Genomic DNA, 20,431 nt, shown 5'->3' on the forward strand with positions numbered 1-20,431 from the left:
CTGGGTCTGACCTGAGATCGGACAAATTTGCCGAGTGGAGCGGATATGTCTGATCAATCATTTCTGGAATCTTGGAGCCTGAATTTCAACGAGTTGGAGTTCGTTGAGGCATTCAATTTAGCCAGCCGGATCTGGGTTGCCTTCCAACTGCGATTTTTCCAGACGCATGGGCGTTTCCCTTCGCGCGCGCAAGATCTCAGTTCTGAAGGACTGGAATATTTGGCCCAGCAACTGGACGTGAAGATTCCCGTTGATCAGGAGCAATTCGATTACCGCCACGTCAATGCCCGCCGCCACCGTGTTGCCATCCTGAAACATCTTGGGGTCCGGCGAGCCACAGATCGGGATCGCCTGGCTTTGCGCTCATGGATTTTTGAGAACTGCCGCAGGTCGTCGGCTCCGACAGTGGAAGAACAAGTTGCATCGGCATATGCGTGGGGCCTCAGCAACTCGATCTACATCTCATCTGACAAGATCATGGAGCGGTTGGTTCGTAGTGCCAGGCCCGATTTTCTTGAGGATTTGTTGGCCTCGATAGCCCGAGCTCTCCCGGCTAATACGCGGCGGCAGTTGGACGAGAGCCTTTCGGAACCAAGAGGGTATGGTGGGTTTCACCTTATGAAAAACGGGGTTGGCGCAGCCACTCTTGCCAACGTTCTTGGGGCCTGTGAACGCCTGACTTTTATTGCGGGCCTCGAGTTGTCCTCTGAGCATTTGGCTGGCATTGATCCCTCATGGATCGCCATGTTGTGCCGCCGGGTCGAACGTGAGAATGCCTCGGAAATGCGGCGGCATAGCGATGATCGTCGGATTGGCCTCTATGCCCTGTATCTCATGGATCGTCAGAAAAGGCTGACGGATGATCTGATCGATCTGTTTCTGGAAATCACGCATCGCCTTCAAACCCGCTCACGGCGAAGGGTGATTACCAGGATCGCCCGCGACATCGAGCGGGTTTACGGCAAGGATCAACTGCTGTGCTCCATGGCGGAAGCGGCCATTGAGTATCCGGAGGGGCGGGTGATTGATGTGATCTATCCGGTCGCCAGTGTTGCAAAGTTGAAGGCTGTGATTGAAGAACATCGTGCCAGCGGTACTCTGGACAAGCGCATCCAGACCGTCATGCGCGGTTCCTATGCCAATCACTACCGCAGGATGATGCCGAAGCTCTTGTCGGTGTTGCGATTTAGGTCGAACAATTCAGTCTGGCGACCAATACTTGATGCCCTTGAACGGATCGCCGAATGGCGGAAAGAGGGCCGCAGGACAGTACCTGTCGGGTCCATTCCTGCAGGCTGGAAGGAATTTGTCGTTGACGACAAGGGGCGTTTGAACGTGATTTCTTATGAAATCTGCATACTTGGTCAACTTCGTTCCAGTATCCGCGCGCGTGAAATCTGGGTTGAAGGTGCTGATCGCTACCGGAATCCGGACCACGACTTGCCCGCCGATTTTGACGAGTGTCGCGCGTCTTACTACGCCGATCTTGGCCTGCCTCAGGACGCTCAGGCCTTCGTGACAAATATTCGCAGCCAACTTGAGAAAGAGTTGCGATTGTTGAACGAGACACTGCCAAAAAACGACAAAGTCCGATTGCGAGCAACGGGGGATAACCGCATCTGTATCACGCCTTTCGAGCGCCAACCGGAGCCAGCCGGTTTGATCAACTTGAAAAACGAGATCGGACGAACCTGGCCAATGACAAGCCTTCTCGATGTCCTAAAGGAAACCGCTTTGGATACCCGGTTTCTGGATTGTTTCGAGAGTTCGGCCAGTCGGGAGGTGTTGACGGAAGATGTCCGCAACCGGCGTCTGCTCCTTACGCTTTACGGGGTTGGCACAAATGCCGGTCTCAACCGGATTGCCACTGGAACCGAGGGTGTCAGCATTGATGAACTCGCCCACGTTTACAGGCGCTATGTCAACGCCACCGCGTTGAGGGCGGCTTGCGCCAAGGTGGCCAACGCCACACTGGCAATTCGCGATCCGGATATCTGGGGTTCGGTTGGGATGGCCTGCGCGGCAGACTCCACGAAATTTGGGGCTTGGGACCGTAACCTCATGACGGAATGGCACGCCCGCTATGGCGGTCGGGGTGTCATGATTTACTGGCATGTCGAGCGTCGGGCGACCTGTATTTATTCGCAGTTGAAGCGATGTTCATCCTCTGAAGTGGCGGCTATGATCGAGGGAGTGTTGCGCCATTGTACGGACATGGAAATCCAGCGTCAGTATGTAGATTCTCACGGGCAAAGCGCTGTGGGCTTTGCCTTCGCCCACCTTTTCGGCTTCGAATTGGCCCCCAGACTCAAGGCGATTGCAAGTCAAAAATTGATGCTGGCATCTGCTGACCAGCGCGCCAGCCTGACAAACCTCACCCCTATTCTTGCGGGTGTCGTGGACTGGGACGAGATTGCGCGTCAATACGACGAGATGGTCAAGTACGCTGCAGCGATGCAACATGGCACTGCCGATCCGGAGTCGATCTTGCGGCGCTTTTCCAAGGGCGATGTGATGCATCCTACCTAACCCCGATTCTGCTTAAGCGAGGGTGAGGGGATTCCCAAATCTGGCGTGGCCTGATTCATTATCCGTAACCGAAACCAACGGATAGGAATGCCCCTCGTGAACACCTCTATCACTGCTTTGTTTTGCTGTATCGATGATTTTGCAAAAACCTTCGAAGATTGGGAAAAGCATCGCCTGATCGACACAGGCCGCCAGCGGCTGCGGTCCGGGAAACTCTCGCTCAGCGAGATGTTGTTCATCATGGTTCTGTTTCACGGCTCAGCTTACAAGGATTTCAAGCATTTCTGGCTTTATGGGGTGGAGATCGAATACCGGGACTGCTTTGGCGATTTGCCAAGCTATGGCCGGTTCGTCACACTGATGCCACGCCTGCTCGTGCCATTTTGCGTGCTGCTGCATTGTTTCCGTGGAGAAGAGACCGGACTCTATTTTGCCGACAGCACCAAGCTGGCGGTTTGCCATAACGCCCGGATCAGCCGCAACAAGGTGTTCAAAGGACTGGCCAAACGCGGGCGTAGCACCATGGGCTGGTTCTTCGGCTTCAAGCTGCACATGGTCATCAATAGCAAGGGCCAAGTTATGGCTGTGAAGATCACAGCCGGAAACACCGATGATCGCAAGCCGTTTGAGGCTATGGTTGCCGAACTGGACGGCAAGATGTTCGCCGACAAAGGCTACATATCAAAAGCGCTTTTTCGGCGTTTGTGGCAGCGCGGCCTGCATCTGATCACCGGCATTCGCCGCAACATGAAAAACTACCTGCTGCCGCTCTTGGACAAGATCCTGCTGCGCAAAAGGTTCATCATCGAAACCCTGTTCGACAAGCTCAAGTCTGGCATGGGATTGGAACACACGCGGCACCGATCACCAACCAATGCCTTCGTTCACGTGCTCTCCTGCGTTGTGGCCTACGTTCTGGCGCAGCCGAAGGTCAAAATGGGGAAAGTTGTCGTCCCAGACGTCATTCGAAGCATTCCCAACGTGACATGACCTTATCCGGAATTCGGGTAAAACAGCACGGGCAACAGACGTGTCCTGAGAAGAGCCGCCCCGCAGGCGCGAAAAAAGAGCCATCATATTCTCCTAAAATACTATACCTATACGGAGCCCAAAGGTGACTCCCACTACTTTTGGTTGCACAGTACATTTGGTCGCGCAACGGCTGTTTTCGCTATACATTCCACTGTTGTTTTTTTATCTGTTGAATGGAATTCCAGATAAGAGGTCCCCAAACAATGACCACATTTGACGAACGTGAAGCCGCGTTTGAAAACAAGTTCGCGCATGACGAAAAGATGCAGTTCATCGCTCGGATGCGCCGCAACCGGTTCATGGCCGTCTGGGCCTCGACCCTCAAGGGCGAAACTGTCGAGAAGGCACGCGCTTACGGGCAGGAACTTGTGCATACCGATCTTCAGAACGTAAGCGAGGATGACGTCGTCGACGCCGTTAAGGGGTACCTGGGCGATCTGGCTGACGAGGCGAAAATTCGCGAAAAGATGGCCGAGCTTCTGATTGAAGCCAAAGAACAGGTGATGGCCGAGGCCGAAATCTAAGGCTTAACCGCCTGCCTCATGATCTTCATGAGATTTATGAATTTGATTTGATGCCCCGGTCATGAGACACGGGGCGTCTCTGTTTTTATCGGCCCTTTGGTGCCTTCTTTCGGAATACCCCAATGACAAATGCACTCAGCAAGCTTCTGGAAACAAACGATGCCATTCTGGCCGATGGGGCGACGGGCACCAATCTGTTCAATATGGGCTTGCAATCGGGCGACGCGCCCGAGCTGTGGAACGTGGATGCGCCTGACAAAATCCGTGCACTCTATAGCGGGTCTGTTGATGCGGGCAGCGATCTGTTCCTGACCAACACCTTTGGCGGCACCGCCGCACGTCTGAAACTGCATGATGCGCAAAACCGCGTGGCCGAGCTGAACCGCATTGGCGCAGAACTTGGGCGCGAGGTGGCGGACAAGGCTGGACGCACCGTTGTTGTGGCCGGTTCCGTAGGTCCGACAGGTGAGATTATGCAGCCGGTAGGCGCCTTGTCCCATGCCGAGGCGGTTGAGATGTTCCACGAACAAGCCGATGCGCTCAAGGCCGGTGGGGCAGATGTTCTGTGGCTGGAAACCATCAGCGCACCCGAGGAATTCCGCGCCGCTGCCGAGGCATTCGCCCTCGCTGATATGCCCTGGTGCGGCACCATGAGCTTTGACACTGCCGGTCGCACCATGATGGGCGTCACATCAGCCGATTTGGCTCAGCTGGTGGAAACCCTGCCCAACCCGCCGATTGCTTTCGGTGCAAACTGCGGTACAGGCGCGTCTGACATTCTGCGCACCGTTCTGGGCTTTGGCGCACAAGGAACTGAGCGGCCAGTGATCTCAAAAGGCAACGCAGGCATCCCTAAATATGTGGACGGCCACATTCACTATGACGGTACACCGGAATTGATGGGTGAATACGCCGCCATGGCGCGCGATGCCGGGGCCTCGATCATCGGAGGTTGCTGCGGCACCATGCCCGCCCATCTACGCAAAATGCGTGAAGCGCTGGACAGCACGCCGCGTGGCACGCGCCCGACGCTGGAGCAGATTACAGATGCTCTGGGTCCGTTTTCCTCGGCCTCTGACGGAACCGGGGACGACGCCGCAACACCCGAGCGGCGCACACGTCGCCGCCGTCGCGCCTGACGCCGGTACGCTTTGGTTTTCAGCGCCCCTCGAATTTCGGGGGGCGTTTTTGCATGAAGGCTACAACCCCTTCGGCAAAGTCCCGGCTGCGTCCGCATTCACCTTGCAAATGCGCCTCAATCGTCAACTGCTGAGGCAGTGTTTTGTCGTACGAGCCGCGAATGGCCTGTTTTGTCGCCCTGAAACCCGCCGTCGGACCGTTGGCCAGATAGGCGGCCCGCTTGCGCCAATGCGCTTCGAACGCGTCGTCAGCGATAGCTTCCCAGATCAAACCCCATTCTTCGGCCTGACGCGCGCTGATCTTTTCGGCGAACAGAGCCGCCCCCATCGCCTTGGCAAACCCAATCTGACGAGGCATGAACCACGTGCCGCCCGCATCAGGCAACAAACCGATCCGGGCAAAGGCCTGCAAGAAATAAGAGCTCTCGGCAGCGATCACCACATCAGCGCAAAGCGCGATGTTTGCCCCTGCCCCAGCCGCCGGACCGTTCACCGCCGCAATGGTCGGAACCGGGCAGTCATAGATCGTTTCGAGCATGGGTTCGTATTCGTCGCGCAAAGTACGCTCGAGATCGACCTTACCGGTGCTGGACGCGTCACCCAGATCCTGCCCCGAACAAAACGCCCCACCCGCACCGGTCAGAACAATTGCCCTTGCGTGACGGGCCGCATGTTTCATGGCGTGCGTGATTTCAGCCCGCATCTGCGCGGTCAATGCGTTCATCTTATCGGGCCGGTTCAATGTGACAACGGCCAGATTATCCGTGATATCCAGCAGGATCGTTTCGTATTCCATAAACCCCTCCCCGGGTCTGCAATGCCCTGAACCCTGACTGAAATAACCGGGAAGGAAAAGGCGAACCCTGGGTCAGTCTTCGAGAATTTGCCGCAGACGTTCTTTTTCGGCTTCGGTCAGCGCGTCTTTGTCCCCTTCGGCCTGAACACGCGCCCGGGATCGCAGGAAACTCCAGCCGATGGCGGCAGCGATCAGCAACATGATCGGGCCGGCCAACCACAGCATCAGGTTCGACCCCGAGGTAGTCGGTTTCAGCAGAACGTACTCTCCATAGCGGTCTACGATGAATGCAATCGCCTCTTCATCTGTGTCTCCGGCTACCAGCCGTTCGCGCAGCAGCAGTCGCAAGTCACGCGCCAGCTCGGCGTTGCTTTCGTCGATGCTTTCGTTGCGGCAAACCAGACAACGCAAGCCGGTGCTCAGATCGCGGGCGCGCTGTTCCAGAACCGGGTCGTCCAGCACTTCGTCCGGTTGAACAGCGAATAACGGCGAGGCTATCAGAGCAAGGATCAGCACCAGACGCTTCATTCCGCAGGCACTCCGCCAGTTGGGGCCTTGCGCGCGCCGGCCGCAACGCGGAACCGGCGATCAGACAGGCTGAGCAAACCGCCCAGAGACATCAGGATGCATCCCGCCCAGATCCAGTTGGCCAGAGGCTTGATATAAGTCCGCATGACCCAGCCACCGTCGGCCTGCTGATCGCCAATCACTACATAGAGATCGCCGAGGAATCGGTAGTCAATCGCCGCTTCGGTGGTGGGCATACGCGCCACTGGATAGTCCCGTTTTTCAGGATGAAGTGTCCCCATAAAACGCCCATCCTTTTCGACCAGCACATCCGCGGTGGTCGAGAAATAGTTCGGTCCTTCGACGTTTCGAACATCTTTCAGCGTCAGTGTAAACTGCCCCACCTCGAACGGCTCGCCGGGTTGTGCGACGCGGATATCTTCGACCTCCCAAGCGGTCAGGCCCGCAATGGCGAACATGGTCACGCCCAGCCCGGTATGGGCCACGGCCTTACCCCAATCCGCGCCGGGTAGCCGGAACAGACGTTTGAAGTTGCCTTTACGGCCCGTACGGCTCCACAAATCAACTGCAGCGCCAAATGTGATCCAGGCACCAAGAAACAGGCCCACCGGCCCCAATGCGCTGCGCCCGGACTGCATCGCCCAGACGAGCAGCGCCAAGGCTACAGCCAGTATAAAGGCGTAGCGCAGAGAATAAGCGGTTTTCGCAAGCTTTCCACGCTTCCAAGGCAACATCGCGCCTACAGGCAAAGCAACCCCCAGAGCTACCATAAAGGGCGTGAAGGCCGCGTTGAAGAACGGTGCTCCGACCGAAAGTTTGCGGTCAAACGCCATCTCGGCCACCATTGGCCACATTGTTCCGACGAAGACCACAAAGCAACTGACGGCCAGCAGGACATTGTTCAGCACCAGTCCGCTTTCGCGACTGACCATGCCAAACACCCCTTTGGCCTCCATCGTCTGCGCACGGGCCGCAAATAACGTCAGCGCACCGCCCATGAAAAAGACCAGAATAAGCAGGATAAACACGCCGCGCTCCGGGTCATTGGCGAAGGCGTGCACCGATGTCAGCAGCCCCGAGCGCACGATGAACGTTCCAATCAGTGAGAACCCGAAGGCGATGATCGCCAGCAGGATGGTCCAGCTCTTCAGCGCTTCGCGTTTCTCGACCACAATGGCAGAATGCAGCAGCGCCGCGGCCAAGAGCCAAGGCATGAATGAGGCGTTCTCGACCGGGTCCCAGAACCAGAACCCGCCCCAGCCTAGCTCATAATAGGCCCACCACGATCCCAGAGCGATACCGATGGTCAGGAACACCCAGGCCGCCAGCGTCCATGGTCGCACCCAACGCCCCCATGCGGCGTCGACCCGCCCTTCGATCAGGGCCGCGACGGCAAAGCTGAAGGCCATGCTCAGACCCACATAGCCCAGATACAGGAACGGAGGATGAAAGGCCAAACCGGGGTCTTGCAACAGCGGGTTCAGGTCGCGCCCGTCAAACGGTGCGACGATCAGCCGATCAAACGGGTTCGAGGTGAACAGGATGAACGCAAAGAAGGCGACAGCAATCGAGGCCTGAACCGCCAGAACCCGCGCTTTCAATGTCGGAGGCAAGCCACCACCAAAGAACGCGGCCATTGCTCCGAACAGCGCCACGATCAGCACCCACAGCAACATGGACCCTTCGTGGTTCCCCCATGTACCGCTGATCTTGTAGATCATGGGTTTGGCCGAATGGCTGTTCTCAACCACAACTCGCAGTGAGAAATCCGAGGTCACAAAGGCCCAGACCAGCGCGCCAAACGAAAAAGCGACCAGCGCAAACTGGATGATCGCAGCCGGTTCAGCAAAAGCCATCCAGCCGGTCCAGCGTTTGGCGGCTCCGACCAGCGGAACCACCGACTGCACGATTGCAACCAGAAAGGCGAGGATCAGGGCGAAATGGCCAAGTTCAGTAATCATGGCCCGGATATAATCCGGTTACCGGGCCAGCACCAATCACTTTCGCCCCTTTGGGGCGAGCATAGTGTCGCGGGTCACGCCGTACGATTACGGTGCCATACTTTCAAAGCGCGATTTTCGTCCGGCTGTATTACCTTTTCCGCCAAGTCAGCATGAGTTCCAGGGTCCGCCACCCCCGGATCACCCCCTTCCATTTCCTTCAGCGCTCGCAAATTTTCAAGCACCTGAGGAGTTCGCTGCATGGTGGCCGTGATCTCTCGCTGCAAGTCTTGCGCTTTGGCCTGATGGCGGGCACCGAAGTAGAATGAGACGATAACGCCCAGCAACCACCATAACGGTTCGGGCACCAATGCAATCCCCTGCATCCGGGCCGAAAACCACAGTGGATCGACCATAGCGGCAACAAACAAACACAAAGTTCCCAAGGCCATAGCTGGACGGGGAAGCCGGTTCAAACCATCCATAAAACGATCAAAGCCGCCCTTGGACGGGGCCTTGAGTTCCTCGCCAAACTGAACCATTGCCTGCTGGCGCAACGCCAGGTCGCGCACTGCGCCACTCTCGGAGTTTTCACGAAAAATTTCAGCGGTTTCGCGCACCACGTTGCGCCCGCCACCAAACAGAATCGTCAACAAGTCTGAGATCACCCCCATCCGGAAACCCTCCTGCTGAATTCGGCATCGCTCAGATGATAGATGGGCGACAGAAATTCCTCGGCCCTGCGAATCCAGCCGCCTTTGCCCCCCGCTCGTGTCTGCGCGTATTTTCGCGATGCGGGTCGGTGATCTGCAAGACGAAAGTAATAATTGCGCCGCGCGATCCCATAGGCGTCCATCAACACAACGTCGTCCGGCTGCGCCGCATCCTCAGCAGCCCGGGCCGTCTTTGGGCCGATCACCCCGTCCACCGCAATTTCAAACCCCATGTCACGCAAAAGACGTTGCAGAATTCTGACCGCCTGAGAACCCGCGTTCACATACATATCAAACACCGACGGTTGCAGCGCCCGTGGCAGCAGGCTCAAACGGGGACGCTCAAAATAGTGATGCACAAAGATATCAATAGCTTGCGACACGCTCAGCGCACGAACGTCACGACTGTCGATTAAACCGTCGCCAGAAATATCCAGCCCGAGACGACGCAACGTGTGGATCGTCACTCCGTATTTGGTCGCGCCACCCGGATCGTCGGGGTCGTCCACATACCCGCCCTCACGTGCCACAATCTCAGTCGCAATTTGCCGTACCGTCTGCATCGAACCCTCCAGCTTTGGTCCGGCACACGGTTTCTCAGCGCGGTTAATTTCCGCCAACGAAACAGGGCGCTGCCGACAACCGCCGCGCAACGCCCTGATTTATCTTTTCCCAAACATTGCCGAGAGAGGCACGCGATTCAGCTGCGATCAGCTCTCACCAGCCTCTTTGTAAACGCCTTGCTCTTTCAGAGCATCCACAACCTCCTTCGGCATATACGTTTCGTCATGTTTCGCAAGTATTTCAGTTGCTTCGAATACACCGTTCACGTAAGAACCCGTTCCGACCATGCCCTGATTTTCCGAAAACAGGTCGGGCAATACGCCTGTGAACGCCACCGGAACGCTTTCCCCACCATCCGTCACAACGAAACGCACGGTTTCACCCTGTCCACGGATGATCGAACCTTCTTCGACCAGGCCACCAATGCGAAACACTTCGGTCGGCGAAGGTGGCTCGGCAATGACCTGGCTCGGCGAGCGGAAAAAGTTGATACCGTCCCGCATCGCATACCCAATCAACCCCGTCGCCAAGACCAAGGCGACAATGGCCACCAGAATAACTTGTACGCGACGGCGTTTCTTGAGCGTTTTCATTTCATCCTCACGGGAACAACGGGGCCATCATCAGGCCCGCGGTTTCATCCTCACCTAACATCAGGTTAGCGTTCTGCAAGGCTTGCCCACTGCTACCTTTTGTCAGGTTATCCAATGCGCCGATCACGATGGCCCGACGCTCGATCCGATCGCCGACGACACCGATATGACAGAAGTTCGATCCCCGTACATGGTGGGTCGAGGGCGTCTCGCCAAACGGCAGCATCTGGATAAACGGTTCGTTTTCATAGGCTTTGGTCAGAGCCTCATACACACTGACCGGATCACCCTTCACATAAGTGGTCGCCAGAATACCCCGGTTCGCAGGGATCAGGTGTGGCGTGAACTGGACATGTACGGTCCGGCCCGCCAAGGCCGAGAATTCCTGATCGAACTCGCCCAGATGACGGTGGGTGCCACCAACTGCGTAGGCGTTGTAGCCTTCGCTGAGCTCAGCATGCAGCAAGTTTTCTTTCAGCGACCGCCCCGCCCCGGAAACGGCGCATTTCAGGTCCAGAACGATATCGTCCAGATCAATCACACCCGCCGAGATCAGCGGCCGCAGCACATATTGACCGGTGGCGGCATTGCACCCCGTACCAGCCACCAACCGCGCGTTGCGGATGTCATCGCGGTAGAACTCAGTCAGGCCATATATGGCCTCTTCCTGCTGATCTAAAGCGCTGTGCGGGTTGCCGTACCACTTTTCGTACTCTTCGGGGTCGCGCAGCCGGAAATCGGCCGACAGGTCGATGATCTTCAGGTCCTTTGGCAGGTCCCGAATGACTTCCTGACTGGTTTTGTGCGGCAAAGCGCAAAAACACAGATCAATCTGCGAGAAATCAATTTCAGAGATTTTGCACAGATCCGGCAGGTCCATATGGCGCAGATGCGGGAAGACCTGCGCCATCGACATGCCAGCCTTACGCTCGGCGGCCAAGGCGGTGATGTCCATGTTCGGGTGCTCGGCGATCAACCGCACCAGTTCGGCGCCGGTGTAGCCGGAAGCGCCCAGAATTGCGATTTTATGGGTCATGTCAGACCTCTTGTTCAGTGTGTCACATATCACGACCGCCGTTGTGACGGCCTTCGAATAACGGAGAATACGCGGCGCCGTCCTTGACCTAAGTCAGGCGGCTTCGAACGTGATTTGTCGTCGGAGGAACTGCGTCGCCCGGTCGCTGACGGTATTCGGCTTGCCCGTGGTCAGAAACCCGCTTTTGCCTGTGCCCTGCATGTTTGGGTGACGTTGTAGGTAATCGGCCAGACTTTCAGCAACCAGTGCGCCTTGGCTGAAGACCTGAACATCCGCCCCCAAAGCAGCCTGAAACTCATCAGCCATAAGAGGATAATGCGTGCAACCAAGAATGGCGGCCTGCGGCTCCGGCATTTTCCGTTTCAAAGCATCCACATGGCTGCGCACCAATGCTTCGGCAAGGATCATGTCGCCATCTTCGATGGCATCAACCACACCGCCGCAGGCCTGCGCTTCGACATCCACGCCAATCGCACGAAAGGCCAGCTCGCGCTGAAACGCACGGCTGGACACGGTGGCAGGTGTGGCAAACAGGGCCACATGTTTGACCGCAACCTCGCGCGGAGGGCTATTGTCGCCCCACTGCCGCTCGGTCAGGGCCTCAATCAGAGGAACGAAAACACCCAACACGCGTTTGCCTTCGGGCACGCCTTCTTCCTGCATCCGGCGCAGCGCGGCGGCGCTTGCAGTGTTGCAGGCCAGAATCACCAGATCACAACCACGGTTCCACAGGTCGTGAACAGCGCGACGCGTCAGATCATAGATATTCTCTGCATCACGCACGCCATAAGGTGCATGCGCACTGTCCGCAAAATACAAGAAATCCACGTCCGGCAGACGTTTCTGCGCGGCGTCCAGAACGGTCAGACCGCCCAAACCAGAATCAAAGATGCCTACTGCCATTTGCCCCTTTAGGCGCGATGCCGTTCCTCAAATTCATAGCCGTAGTCATAAGACTTCAACGGCGTCGGGGACAGCTCATACGTGGCTTTGCGCAAGAAATCCATCATCTTGCGCGTATCCTTGGCCAATGGGTCCAGAACATCGCGGCCTATGGGCTCTCCGATCACCACTTTTACCGGGGTATCCACGCGCTTTTTGAACTCTTTGATCAGCAGACCCATGCGCAGGGTGTTGTGCAAATGGCTGGCGATCTGGAACAGGCGCGAGGTGTGACCGTCAAAGAAAACTGGCACCACAGTGGCATTCGACTTGGCCACCATCCGGGCCGTAAACCCGCGCCAGCCTGGGTCCATCGGGTGCGAGAACGGTTTAACGCCGGTACTAACAGTTCCGCCGGGGAAAATGCCAATCGCCCCGCCCTCGCCCAAATAGTTCAAAGCAGTCTTGCGCGTATCGAGGTTCAGCTTCATCGCCTCTTTCGTCTCGTCAAACGAGATCGGCAGGATAATGCGGTTGATATCCTCTGCCTTGCGAAACACGCGATGGGCCAAAATACGGAAATCTCCGCGCGTCTCAGACAGCATGTGCCCCATCATCAGCCCATCCAGTATGCCATACGGATGGTTTGCAATCAGGATCAGAGGGCCGTCTTTCGGAATGTTCGACAGTGCGCCGCCGACCACATCCAGCGACAGCCCATAGCGATCGACCATCACCGACCAGAAGTCACGCCCGTTGGCGACTTCAGTCTCATACCCGTCCGCGCGTTTAATGAGGCGCAAACGCCCTGTGGTGTTCTCCATCAGCTTGATCACCATCTTACCGCCTTTGGTTTCGGCGGAATGGGCGTAGGAAATGTCACGAGCGACATGGCGGCGCGAGGGCATGCGAGTCTCCGAGGTTTGCTGCCTGCTAAATAAGTGTAAGCAACAATTTTGCCTAGGTTTCGTGACAAAGCCGTGACGATTTACTCAGCTGCGGCGCGCAATTCCGGTCCTCCGCCCCGAATGGTCGAAAGCAATTCCTCACGTCGTTTTGCAGCTTTGGCCTCGTTGGCCTGCAACACGGGTCCGAACCCACGAATGTCCAATGGCAGTTGCGCAAGGGCAATCACGGCGTCTTTGGTTTGCGGTGTAACAAGGGGCGTTACCTCCTTGATATCACGCTCATATTGCTTGATCAGGGCGCGCTCCATCCGTCGCTCAGCGCTGTAGCCAAATATATCGAGTGGCGTCCCGCGTAAGACTTTCAGCTTAGCCAACAGTTTCATCGGCTTCAGCATCCATTCCCCAAATGCGCGTTTACGCGGCCGACCATCCGACCCCATGCCGCCAAGAATGGGCGGAGCCAGATGGAATGTCATCTTAAAGTCCCCATCAAACTCGGCTGCGGCCTTGTCCCGGCTGTCTAGCATCAAACGGGCGACCTCGTATTCATCCTTATAAGACAATAGCTTATGATAGCCTTTTGCCACGGCCTCGCGGATCGCTTCATCCTCGAACGAGTCCACCATTTTGCGATAGCGTTTCGCCAGACGGCTACTTTGATACGCGGTCAGGTGTTGGGCGCGAAAGTCGATCTTCTGCTCCAGCGTTTTTGGCAGATCGGCCACATTAGGCTCTAGGATACCAGCCACTTCCTGCGGGTGCAGAACTGCCCAGCGACCGATATCGAAGGCGCGCTTGTTGCGCTCAACCGCAGTTCCATTCAGTTCGATGGCGTTCACAATGGCTTCGTGGCTGACTGGCAACAGGCCCCGCTGCCATGCCGCGCCAAAGACCATCATGTTCGAATAGATCGAATCTCCCATAACAGCCTTCGCCAGATCGGTGGCATCGAACATCGACAACCCATCCTTCAATCTGGCCTGCAATGCCAGTTCCAGCCGGTCGCCCGGTATGCGGAACTCGGTGTCGCGCGTGAACTCTCCGGTGACTATCTCGTGGTTGTTGACGACAGCGCCGGTTTGCCCGGTGCGCGTCAGACCCAGAGTCTTGGCCCCGGCCGAGACGACAAGGTCACCACCAATCAGCGCATGCGCCTCGCCCGTGGCCACACGGATGGCGCTGATATCTTCGGGACTATTTGCCAGACGGCAGTTGATATGCACTGCGCCGCCTTTTTGCGCCAGACCGGCCATCTCCATCATTCCGGCGCCTTTGCCATCAATCTGAGCAGCCTGCGCCAGAACCGCACCCAGGGTCACCACGCCGGTACCACCAACCCCGGTGATGACGACGTTATGTGTGCCTTTGATTTCAGGCAGAACAGGTTCGGGCAGGTCAGGAAGATCAATTTCAGTCGTTGCTTCCTTGCGGATCTTCGCACCTTCCAACGTTATAAACGACGGGCAAAACCCTTTGAGACAAGAGAAATCCTTGTTGCAACTTGATTGGTCAATCGCGCGCTTGCGGCCTAGTTCAGTCTCTTTCGGCACGATGGAAACGCAGTTCGATTGCACCCCACAATCACCACAGCCTTCACAGATGTCGGTATTGATAAACACCCGCTTGTCCGGGTCCGGGAACGTACCGCGCTTGCGCCGGCGACGTTTTTCGGCCGCGCAGGTCTGCACATAGACGATGACCGAGACGCCTTCGATCTCACGGAACTGCTCTTGCACCTGCATCAGATCGGCGCGTTCATAGGTTTCCACGCCTGCGGGCAAAGCCTTGAAGTTCACGTCTTCTTTTTCGTCGTAGACCACAGCGACCTGTTTCACGCCCATGGCCTTAACCTCGGCCACGATCCGTTCCGCTGTCAGGTCGCCTTCATTCTCTTGTCCGCCGGTCATGGCGACCGCATCGTTGAACAGGATTTTGAAGGTGATATTTGTCCCCGCCGACAGCGCTGCCCGGATCGCTTGCACGCCCGAGTGGTTGTACGTCCCATCGCCAAGGTTCTGGAACACGTGCTGGGTTGTTGAGAACGGAGCCTCGCCAATCCAGTTCGCGCCCTCGCCGCCCATCTGGGTGAACCCAGTGGTCTCGCGATCCATCCACTGAACCATATAGTGACAGCCGATCCCGGCATAGGCGCGGCTGCCATCCGGCACCTTGGTCGAACTGTTATGCGGGCAGCCTGAACAGAAATACGGCAGGCGCGTTGCGATCTCTTCGGCATTGTCGGCCCGGCGTGCCTCGGACAGTTTGGCAAGACCAGCGCGAATACCATCGGTCTCGCGCTCTTCTTCAATAAGGATTTCGCCCAGTTTTTCGGCGATCATATTTGGGTCCAGTGCGCCGCGGGTCGGGAACAGCTCTTCGCGGTGCAGGGTTCCTGCTCCGCCTTTGTACCAGCCATAAACCCGGCGGCCGCGACGGTCGTCAAAGATGGCTTCTTTGACCTGAACCTCAATCAGCTTTCGTTTTTCCTCAACGATTACAATCAGGTCCAAGCCTTCAGCCCAGTCATGGAACCCCGTCATATCCAGCGGGAAGGTCTGGCCGATCTTGTAGGTGGTGATCCCAAGCCGCTCAGCCTCATTCGCGTCGATATTCAGCAGCGACATCGCATGAGACAGGTCCAGCCAGTTCTTACCGGCGGCCACGAAACCGATCTTGGCCCCCGGCTTACCCCAAACCCGTTTATCCATCTTGTTGGCATGCGAGAACGTTTCTGCGGCAAAGCGTTTGTAGTCGATGATCCGCCCCTCTTGCAGGTGCGGCGTGTCGCCCAGCCGAATGTTCAACCCCCCGTCAGGCATATCGAACTCGGGGGTTGTCAGGTTCATCCGATCAAAGCGGCCGTCTACAACCGAAGTTACCTCGATCGTGTCCTTCATCGTCTTCAACCCGACCCATAGGCCGGAAAACCGGCTGAGCGCAAAGCCGTAGATGCCGTAATCCAGAATCTCCTGCACGCCTGCCGGGCTGACGATTGGCATGTACATATCGACCAGAGACCACTCGGACTGATGCAAAACGGTCGAGCTTTCGCCGGTATGGTCATCGCCCATCGCCATCAGCACACCGCCATGTTTGGCAGTGCCCGCCATATTCGCGTGGCGCATCACGTCGCCGGACCGGTCTACCCCCGGCCCCTTGCCGTACCAGAGGCCGAACACGCCATCGAACCGACCGTCCCCGCGCAACCCCGCTTGCTGGCTGCCCCAAAGGGCAGTAGCCGCGAGATCTTCGTTCAGACCATATTGAAAGGTGACGTCGCTCTCGGCCAGTTGTTTTTGCGCCCGCGTCATCTGAAGGTCTACCGCACCCAGCGGAGACCCACGGTAACCTGTCACCAGCCCTGCGGTGTTCAGCCCCGCCTGCATATCGCGGGCCTTCTGCATCAGCATCAGGCGCACCAGAGCCTGAGTGCCATTCAGAAGAATGGGGTTTTTGTTTAGATCGAAACGGTCATTCAGCGATATTTGTGGCTGACTCATCAGACGCCTCCCCTCGTCAGATCAGTGTGCTACACTTTCATCCATTTTAGGTCATAAATTCTGACCTGTATAGAGTTTATCCCCTGAATCATAAGGATTTCAGTGTTTGATTGTAGAAGTTGTTACCTATTTCATATAGGCAGTCCGAAAGATAACGAAAGTTGCGGCGATGGATTGGGACAAGCTTAGGATATTTCACGCAGTGGCGGATGCAGGTAGCCTCACTCATGCGGGTGACAAGCTGAATCTGTCGCAATCGGCTGTTAGCCGACAGATCAGAGCGCTGGAAGAGTCACTTGATTCGACCCTGTTTCACCGCCATGCCCGTGGCCTGATCCTGACCGAACAGGGTGAGTTGCTGTTCGACGCAACCTCAGCCATGTCCAAACGCCTGGATGCGGCTGCGGCACGCATCCGTGATAGTGAGGAAGAGGTCTTTGGCGTCCTGCGCGTAACCACCACATTCGGATTTGGCACCCTTTGGTTGGCCCCACGCCTGCCGAAACTCTACGAGCAATACCCTGACCTCAACATCGACCTCATGCTAGAAGAGCGCGTACTGGACCTGCCAATGCGTGAGGCCGACGTGGCCATTCGAATGAAAGAACCCAGCCAGGCCGATCTGGTGCGCAAGCGCCTGATGACCGTGCAGATGACGCTGTATGCCACACAGGATTATATCGACACTCATGGCGGCATGCTAAATTCGCTGGAAGAGATCAAGAACCACCGTTTGATTTGTCAAACTCCCGCAGCGCCGCAAGTTGGCGCCGGGGCCTCTATGGTGCGCCACCTGATGACCTACAACCCGGGTTCGCTGCTGACGGTAAACAACTACTTTGGCGTCTTGCAGGGCGTGCTACACGATCTGGGTATCGGAGTGCTGCCCAACTACGTCACGCAGGACTTTCCGCAGCTTGTACCCATCCTGTCGGATATCGAAACCGCGGATGTTCCGGTCTACCTCGCCTACCCCGAGGAATTGCGTCATTCCAAACGCGTCGCCGCCTTCCGCGATTTTGTTCAGGACGAGATCATCGCACAGCGCAAAGAATTGAAACGCTTGGGAAAACTGTAGCTATGCGCTTTTAGCATAGCGGCAATGATCAACGATCATTGTGAAATATCTTGAAGGTTCACAAACTGATCCCTAAATGAGCACTCGAAGGCGGTGATGCTGAAACGCTCATCATCTTCATACCTCCCTGTTGGACTATGGCCGAGCTTAGTGCTCGGCCTTTTTTTTGGCTTGGGGCAGTCCGGAATGTATTGCTTTGGCAAAACATCTGGGAAAGTCGGGCACTTAGACCTATGATCACAAAAAAATCACGAAAACTTGTGATCGAGGACAGATTCGATGTTTTATCCCTTTCGTCTAATAATATTGGCGATCCTTTCCGTATTTTGGCTTTCCGGGCCAATGTTGGCGCAGGAATCCGGCGCTACGGCGACAATTACCATTCCCAATGATCTGACCCCGGAACAGGTCGATGATCTGGTCGCCCGAATGTCGGATGATCAGGTCCGGTCAATTCTTTTGGAACGATTGGACGCTGTCGCCGAGAAAAACGCGGCAGAAGCCGAAGAACGCGAAGACCCGATCACCGAAATCAATGAGATCTGGGCCGAAATGCTGGCTTCGTGGACGCAGGTCATTGTGACCGTGCCGAATATTTTCCATGCGCAGGTCGATGCGTTTTCCAACTTTACCGAAAAATTTGGAACCAACGGGGCATTTGTCCTTATGGGGCTGGTTCTGAGTGTACTTGTCGTCGGGTTCATCGCGGAAAAGCTGTTTGAATTTCTGACCCGTCGTTGGCATGTCCAGACCGAAGTTGAGGATGAAGGCGACCTCTGGGGCGCTGTCCGCTATTTGTTCGGTCGCTTTTGCCGCGAGATCGCGGGGCTGGTGGTGTTTTACGTTGTCATCCGTGCCGTCGGACGCGGACTGCTGACACCGGAACAGATCACTTATGCCGCGCCGTTTGTCTTTTATCTGATCTGGATTCCTCGACTGGGCGCGGCCGCTTCGCGGTTCATTTTGGCACCGCAAAAGCCGCACTACCGCCTTGTCAATATCGACGATCACTGGGCCAAGTACCTGCATCGCAACCTGATCGGTCTGCTGATCCTGATCGGCTTCACTCTGTTCCTGCTGCATTTCAACCGACTGAACGGGATTACCAGCGGTGAAACGCGTATCGGATTCTGGTTGAACGCAGGTATTCACATCTATATCGCCGTGATCGCGTGGAAAGCCCGCGAGGGTCTTTCGCAGATGATGCTGGGTACCGACCCCGATCACACCAAGTTCGACGAAGAAGTCGCGCACTATTATCCGTACTTCGCCATCGGCGTGTCGGCGGTAATCTGGCTGCTCGTTGAGTTTCTGGTGGCGCAACGCCATCCGTGGTCACTGGCATTGCTGGTTCAGGGCGCGCATTTCACCACCATGTTCTGGCTGTTGATAGCACCAGCTCTGGATACGCTGATCCGGGGTCTGGTGCGTCATCTGCAACCGCCAATGCAGGGTGAAGGACCTGTGGCCGAACGGGCCTATAAGTCGACCAAGCGCAGCTATATCCGCATAGGTCGCGTTCTGGCTGGTATCCTGGTCATCCTGATGATTTCGAACGCGTGGGATCTGAACCTGCGTGAAATCGCAGGCGGAGGCGATGAGTCCGGCAGCAAACTGGTGCAGTTCTTCATCATCATCGCGGTCGGCTACATCTTGAATGAGGTCATGTCGCTGTGGATCAACCGCCGTCTCGCCAAAGAGATGACGGCCGACCAAAGCCCCGACGAAGAAGCCGGAGAAGGCGGCGGAGCCGGTGGTTCACGTCTGGCAACGGTGCTGCCCCTGCTGCGCGTCACGGCGCAGGTGGCAATCGCGGTGATCTTCTTGCTTCTGGCCCTCGGGGCGCTGGGGATCAACATTACCCCGCTGCTGGCTGGTGCCGGTGTTCTGGGTCTGGCCATCGGTTTTGGTGCTCAAAAATTGGTTGCCGATATCGTGGGCGGCATCTTCTTTCTGGTGGATGACGCATTCCGCGTGGGTGAATACGTCGATGTCGGTGGCACCACCGGCACGGTCGAGAAAATCTCGATCCGGTCCATGCAGCTGCGTCACCATCGCGGGCCGGTTCACACCATTCCTTACGGTGAGATTCAAAAACTGACCAACTACAGCCGCGACTGGGTCATCATGAAGCTGAAGTTCACCGTGCCCTTCGATACCGACCCCAACAAGGTCAAGAAGATCTTTAAAAAGATCGGTGCCGAAATGATGGAGGACGAGACCCACAAGGACGGGTTCCTCCAGCCCTTCAAGTCTCAGGGTGTGTTCGACTTTGACGATGTCGGTATGATTATCCGCGGCAAGTTCATGGCCAAACCGGGCAAACAGTTCACCTTGCGCAAGGAGATCTTCAACCGGGTCAAAGCCGCGTTCAAGGAAAACGGCATCGACTTTGCCCGCCGTGAGGTTCGTGTTGCGATCCCGGGGCTGGAAGAGTCTGAGAACCTGACTGAGGAACAAAAAGCAGCCGTTGGGGCCGCCGCCGCTGATGCGGCCAACAAGGCGCAAAACCCGGCCTAAACCAAGGTAACAGGCGGCCGTTTTGTCGGTCGCCAGCCCCAAATTCTCGGCCAATTCAACGGAACCGGTCTTATAATCGGTTCCGTTTTTCTTTGTAACAGGCACCCTGCGCTGACTTGACCCTTTCCACAGGCGTCCCCTTGCCCTAC

Annotated in this window: 16 protein-coding genes; 6 read left to right on the forward strand and 10 right to left on the reverse strand. The window is 56.7% G+C overall.

What is annotated here, in order from left to right; all coding sequences use genetic code 11:
• The first annotated feature begins 27 nt into the window (after nucleotides 1-27).
• From ACOQOY_RS03155 to bmt, 4 genes are all read left to right on the forward strand, one after another.
• Nucleotides 28-2,529, forward strand: coding sequence for a Tn3 family transposase (locus tag ACOQOY_RS03155; protein WP_420584043.1), 2,502 nt, complete (start codon nucleotides 28-30; stop codon nucleotides 2,527-2,529).
• Nucleotides 2,530-2,637: 108 nt separating this feature from the next.
• The gene (locus ACOQOY_RS03160; protein WP_420583515.1) at nucleotides 2,638-3,519 is read left to right on the forward strand and encodes an IS982 family transposase; all 882 of its coding nucleotides are present in this window, start codon (nucleotides 2,638-2,640) and stop codon (nucleotides 3,517-3,519) included.
• A 245-nt stretch (nucleotides 3,520-3,764) separates the two neighbouring features.
• Nucleotides 3,765-4,085 (forward strand): DUF1476 domain-containing protein, encoded by a 321-nt coding sequence (locus tag ACOQOY_RS03165; protein WP_420584044.1) that lies wholly within the window; start codon nucleotides 3,765-3,767, stop codon nucleotides 4,083-4,085.
• Between the two features lie 122 nt (nucleotides 4,086-4,207).
• Nucleotides 4,208-5,224 carry a betaine--homocysteine S-methyltransferase gene (bmt, locus tag ACOQOY_RS03170; protein ID WP_420584045.1) on the forward strand — a complete coding sequence of 339 codons (1,017 nt, stop codon included), beginning with the start codon at nucleotides 4,208-4,210 and terminating at the stop codon, nucleotides 5,222-5,224.
• Nucleotides 5,225-5,243: 19 nt separating this feature from the next.
• Here bmt and ACOQOY_RS03175 read toward each other — a convergent pair whose 3' ends face one another.
• The 10 genes from ACOQOY_RS03175 to ACOQOY_RS03220 all read right to left on the reverse strand — a co-directional run bounded on the left by ACOQOY_RS03175 (nucleotide 5,244) and on the right by ACOQOY_RS03220 (nucleotide 16,684).
• Complete coding sequence (locus ACOQOY_RS03175; RefSeq protein WP_420584046.1) at nucleotides 5,244-6,020, reverse strand: enoyl-CoA hydratase-related protein; 777 nt, start codon at nucleotides 6,018-6,020, stop codon at nucleotides 5,244-5,246.
• 72 nt (nucleotides 6,021-6,092) lie between these two features.
• Nucleotides 6,093-6,548, reverse strand: a complete 456-nt coding sequence (locus tag ACOQOY_RS03180; RefSeq protein WP_420584047.1) for a cytochrome c-type biogenesis protein — start codon at nucleotides 6,546-6,548, stop codon at nucleotides 6,093-6,095.
• Nucleotides 6,545-8,509, reverse strand: coding sequence for a heme lyase CcmF/NrfE family subunit (locus ACOQOY_RS03185; protein WP_420584048.1), 1,965 nt, complete (start codon nucleotides 8,507-8,509; stop codon nucleotides 6,545-6,547). Before ACOQOY_RS03185 ends, ACOQOY_RS03180 begins: the two co-directional genes overlap by 4 nt.
• A gap of 74 nt (nucleotides 8,510-8,583) precedes the next feature.
• On the reverse strand, nucleotides 8,584-9,162 hold the full coding sequence (locus ACOQOY_RS03190; protein ID WP_420584049.1) for a holin family protein: 579 nt from the start codon (nucleotides 9,160-9,162) through the stop codon (nucleotides 8,584-8,586).
• The gene (locus ACOQOY_RS03195) at nucleotides 9,153-9,764 is read right to left on the reverse strand and encodes a holin-associated N-acetylmuramidase (RefSeq protein WP_420584050.1); all 612 of its coding nucleotides are present in this window, start codon (nucleotides 9,762-9,764) and stop codon (nucleotides 9,153-9,155) included. The genes ACOQOY_RS03190 and ACOQOY_RS03195 overlap by 10 nt, the downstream gene beginning before the upstream one ends.
• 147 nt (nucleotides 9,765-9,911) lie before the next feature.
• The gene (gene ccmE, locus ACOQOY_RS03200; protein WP_420584051.1) at nucleotides 9,912-10,358 is read right to left on the reverse strand and encodes a cytochrome c maturation protein CcmE; all 447 of its coding nucleotides are present in this window, start codon (nucleotides 10,356-10,358) and stop codon (nucleotides 9,912-9,914) included.
• Nucleotides 10,359-10,365: 7 nt separating this feature from the next.
• Nucleotides 10,366-11,394 carry an N-acetyl-gamma-glutamyl-phosphate reductase gene (argC, locus tag ACOQOY_RS03205; protein WP_420584052.1) on the reverse strand — a complete coding sequence of 343 codons (1,029 nt, stop codon included), beginning with the start codon at nucleotides 11,392-11,394 and terminating at the stop codon, nucleotides 10,366-10,368.
• A gap of 93 nt (nucleotides 11,395-11,487) precedes the next feature.
• Complete coding sequence (locus ACOQOY_RS03210; RefSeq protein WP_420584053.1) at nucleotides 11,488-12,297, reverse strand: glutamate racemase; 810 nt, start codon at nucleotides 12,295-12,297, stop codon at nucleotides 11,488-11,490.
• An 8-nt stretch (nucleotides 12,298-12,305) separates the two neighbouring features.
• On the reverse strand, nucleotides 12,306-13,184 hold the full coding sequence (locus ACOQOY_RS03215) for a lysophospholipid acyltransferase family protein (RefSeq protein ID WP_420584054.1): 879 nt from the start codon (nucleotides 13,182-13,184) through the stop codon (nucleotides 12,306-12,308).
• An 80-nt stretch (nucleotides 13,185-13,264) separates the two neighbouring features.
• Nucleotides 13,265-16,684: an indolepyruvate ferredoxin oxidoreductase family protein gene (locus ACOQOY_RS03220; protein WP_420584055.1), complete on the reverse strand. Its 3,420-nt coding sequence runs from the start codon at nucleotides 16,682-16,684 to the stop codon at nucleotides 13,265-13,267.
• 169 nt (nucleotides 16,685-16,853) lie between these two features.
• On the opposite strand from ACOQOY_RS03220, the gene ACOQOY_RS03225 reads away from it, so the two are divergent.
• Both ACOQOY_RS03225 and ACOQOY_RS03230 read left to right on the forward strand, forming a co-directional pair.
• On the forward strand, nucleotides 16,854-17,762 hold the full coding sequence (locus ACOQOY_RS03225) for a LysR family transcriptional regulator (protein WP_420584056.1): 909 nt from the start codon (nucleotides 16,854-16,856) through the stop codon (nucleotides 17,760-17,762).
• Nucleotides 17,763-18,041: 279 nt separating this feature from the next.
• A complete protein-coding gene (locus ACOQOY_RS03230; RefSeq protein WP_420584057.1) occupies nucleotides 18,042-20,282 on the forward strand; it encodes a mechanosensitive ion channel family protein in 2,241 nt (746 codons plus the stop codon).
• Nucleotides 20,283-20,431 lie beyond the last annotated feature (149 nt).

This window comes from Ruegeria sp. (assembly GCF_965221235.1).
Classification (GTDB): Bacteria; Pseudomonadota; Alphaproteobacteria; order Rhodobacterales; family Rhodobacteraceae; genus Ruegeria.

Bases quoted from the DNA above. Each gene is read 5' to 3' on its own strand.
- ACOQOY_RS03165 (WP_420584044.1), top strand. From the start codon at position 3,765: ATGACCACATTTGACGAACGTGAAGCCGCGTTTGAAAACAAGTTCGCG.
- bmt (WP_420584045.1), top strand. From the start codon at position 4,208: ATGACAAATGCACTCAGCAAGCTTCTGGAAACAAACGATGCCATTCTG.
- ACOQOY_RS03175 (WP_420584046.1), bottom strand. From the start codon at position 6,020: ATGGAATACGAAACGATCCTGCTGGATATCACGGATAATCTGGCCGTT.
- ACOQOY_RS03180 (WP_420584047.1), bottom strand. From the start codon at position 6,548: ATGAAGCGTCTGGTGCTGATCCTTGCTCTGATAGCCTCGCCGTTATTC.
- ACOQOY_RS03185 (WP_420584048.1), bottom strand. From the start codon at position 8,509: ATGATTACTGAACTTGGCCATTTCGCCCTGATCCTCGCCTTTCTGGTT.
- ACOQOY_RS03190 (WP_420584049.1), bottom strand. From the start codon at position 9,162: ATGGGGGTGATCTCAGACTTGTTGACGATTCTGTTTGGTGGCGGGCGC.
- ACOQOY_RS03195 (WP_420584050.1), bottom strand. From the start codon at position 9,764: ATGCAGACGGTACGGCAAATTGCGACTGAGATTGTGGCACGTGAGGGC.
- ccmE (WP_420584051.1), bottom strand. From the start codon at position 10,358: ATGAAAACGCTCAAGAAACGCCGTCGCGTACAAGTTATTCTGGTGGCC.
- argC (WP_420584052.1), bottom strand. From the start codon at position 11,394: ATGACCCATAAAATCGCAATTCTGGGCGCTTCCGGCTACACCGGCGCC.
- ACOQOY_RS03210 (WP_420584053.1), bottom strand. From the start codon at position 12,297: ATGGCAGTAGGCATCTTTGATTCTGGTTTGGGCGGTCTGACCGTTCTG.
- ACOQOY_RS03215 (WP_420584054.1), bottom strand. From the start codon at position 13,184: ATGCCCTCGCGCCGCCATGTCGCTCGTGACATTTCCTACGCCCATTCC.
- ACOQOY_RS03220 (WP_420584055.1), bottom strand. From the start codon at position 16,684: ATGAGTCAGCCACAAATATCGCTGAATGACCGTTTCGATCTAAACAAA.
- ACOQOY_RS03225 (WP_420584056.1), top strand. From the start codon at position 16,854: ATGGATTGGGACAAGCTTAGGATATTTCACGCAGTGGCGGATGCAGGT.
- ACOQOY_RS03230 (WP_420584057.1), top strand. From the start codon at position 18,042: ATGTTTTATCCCTTTCGTCTAATAATATTGGCGATCCTTTCCGTATTT.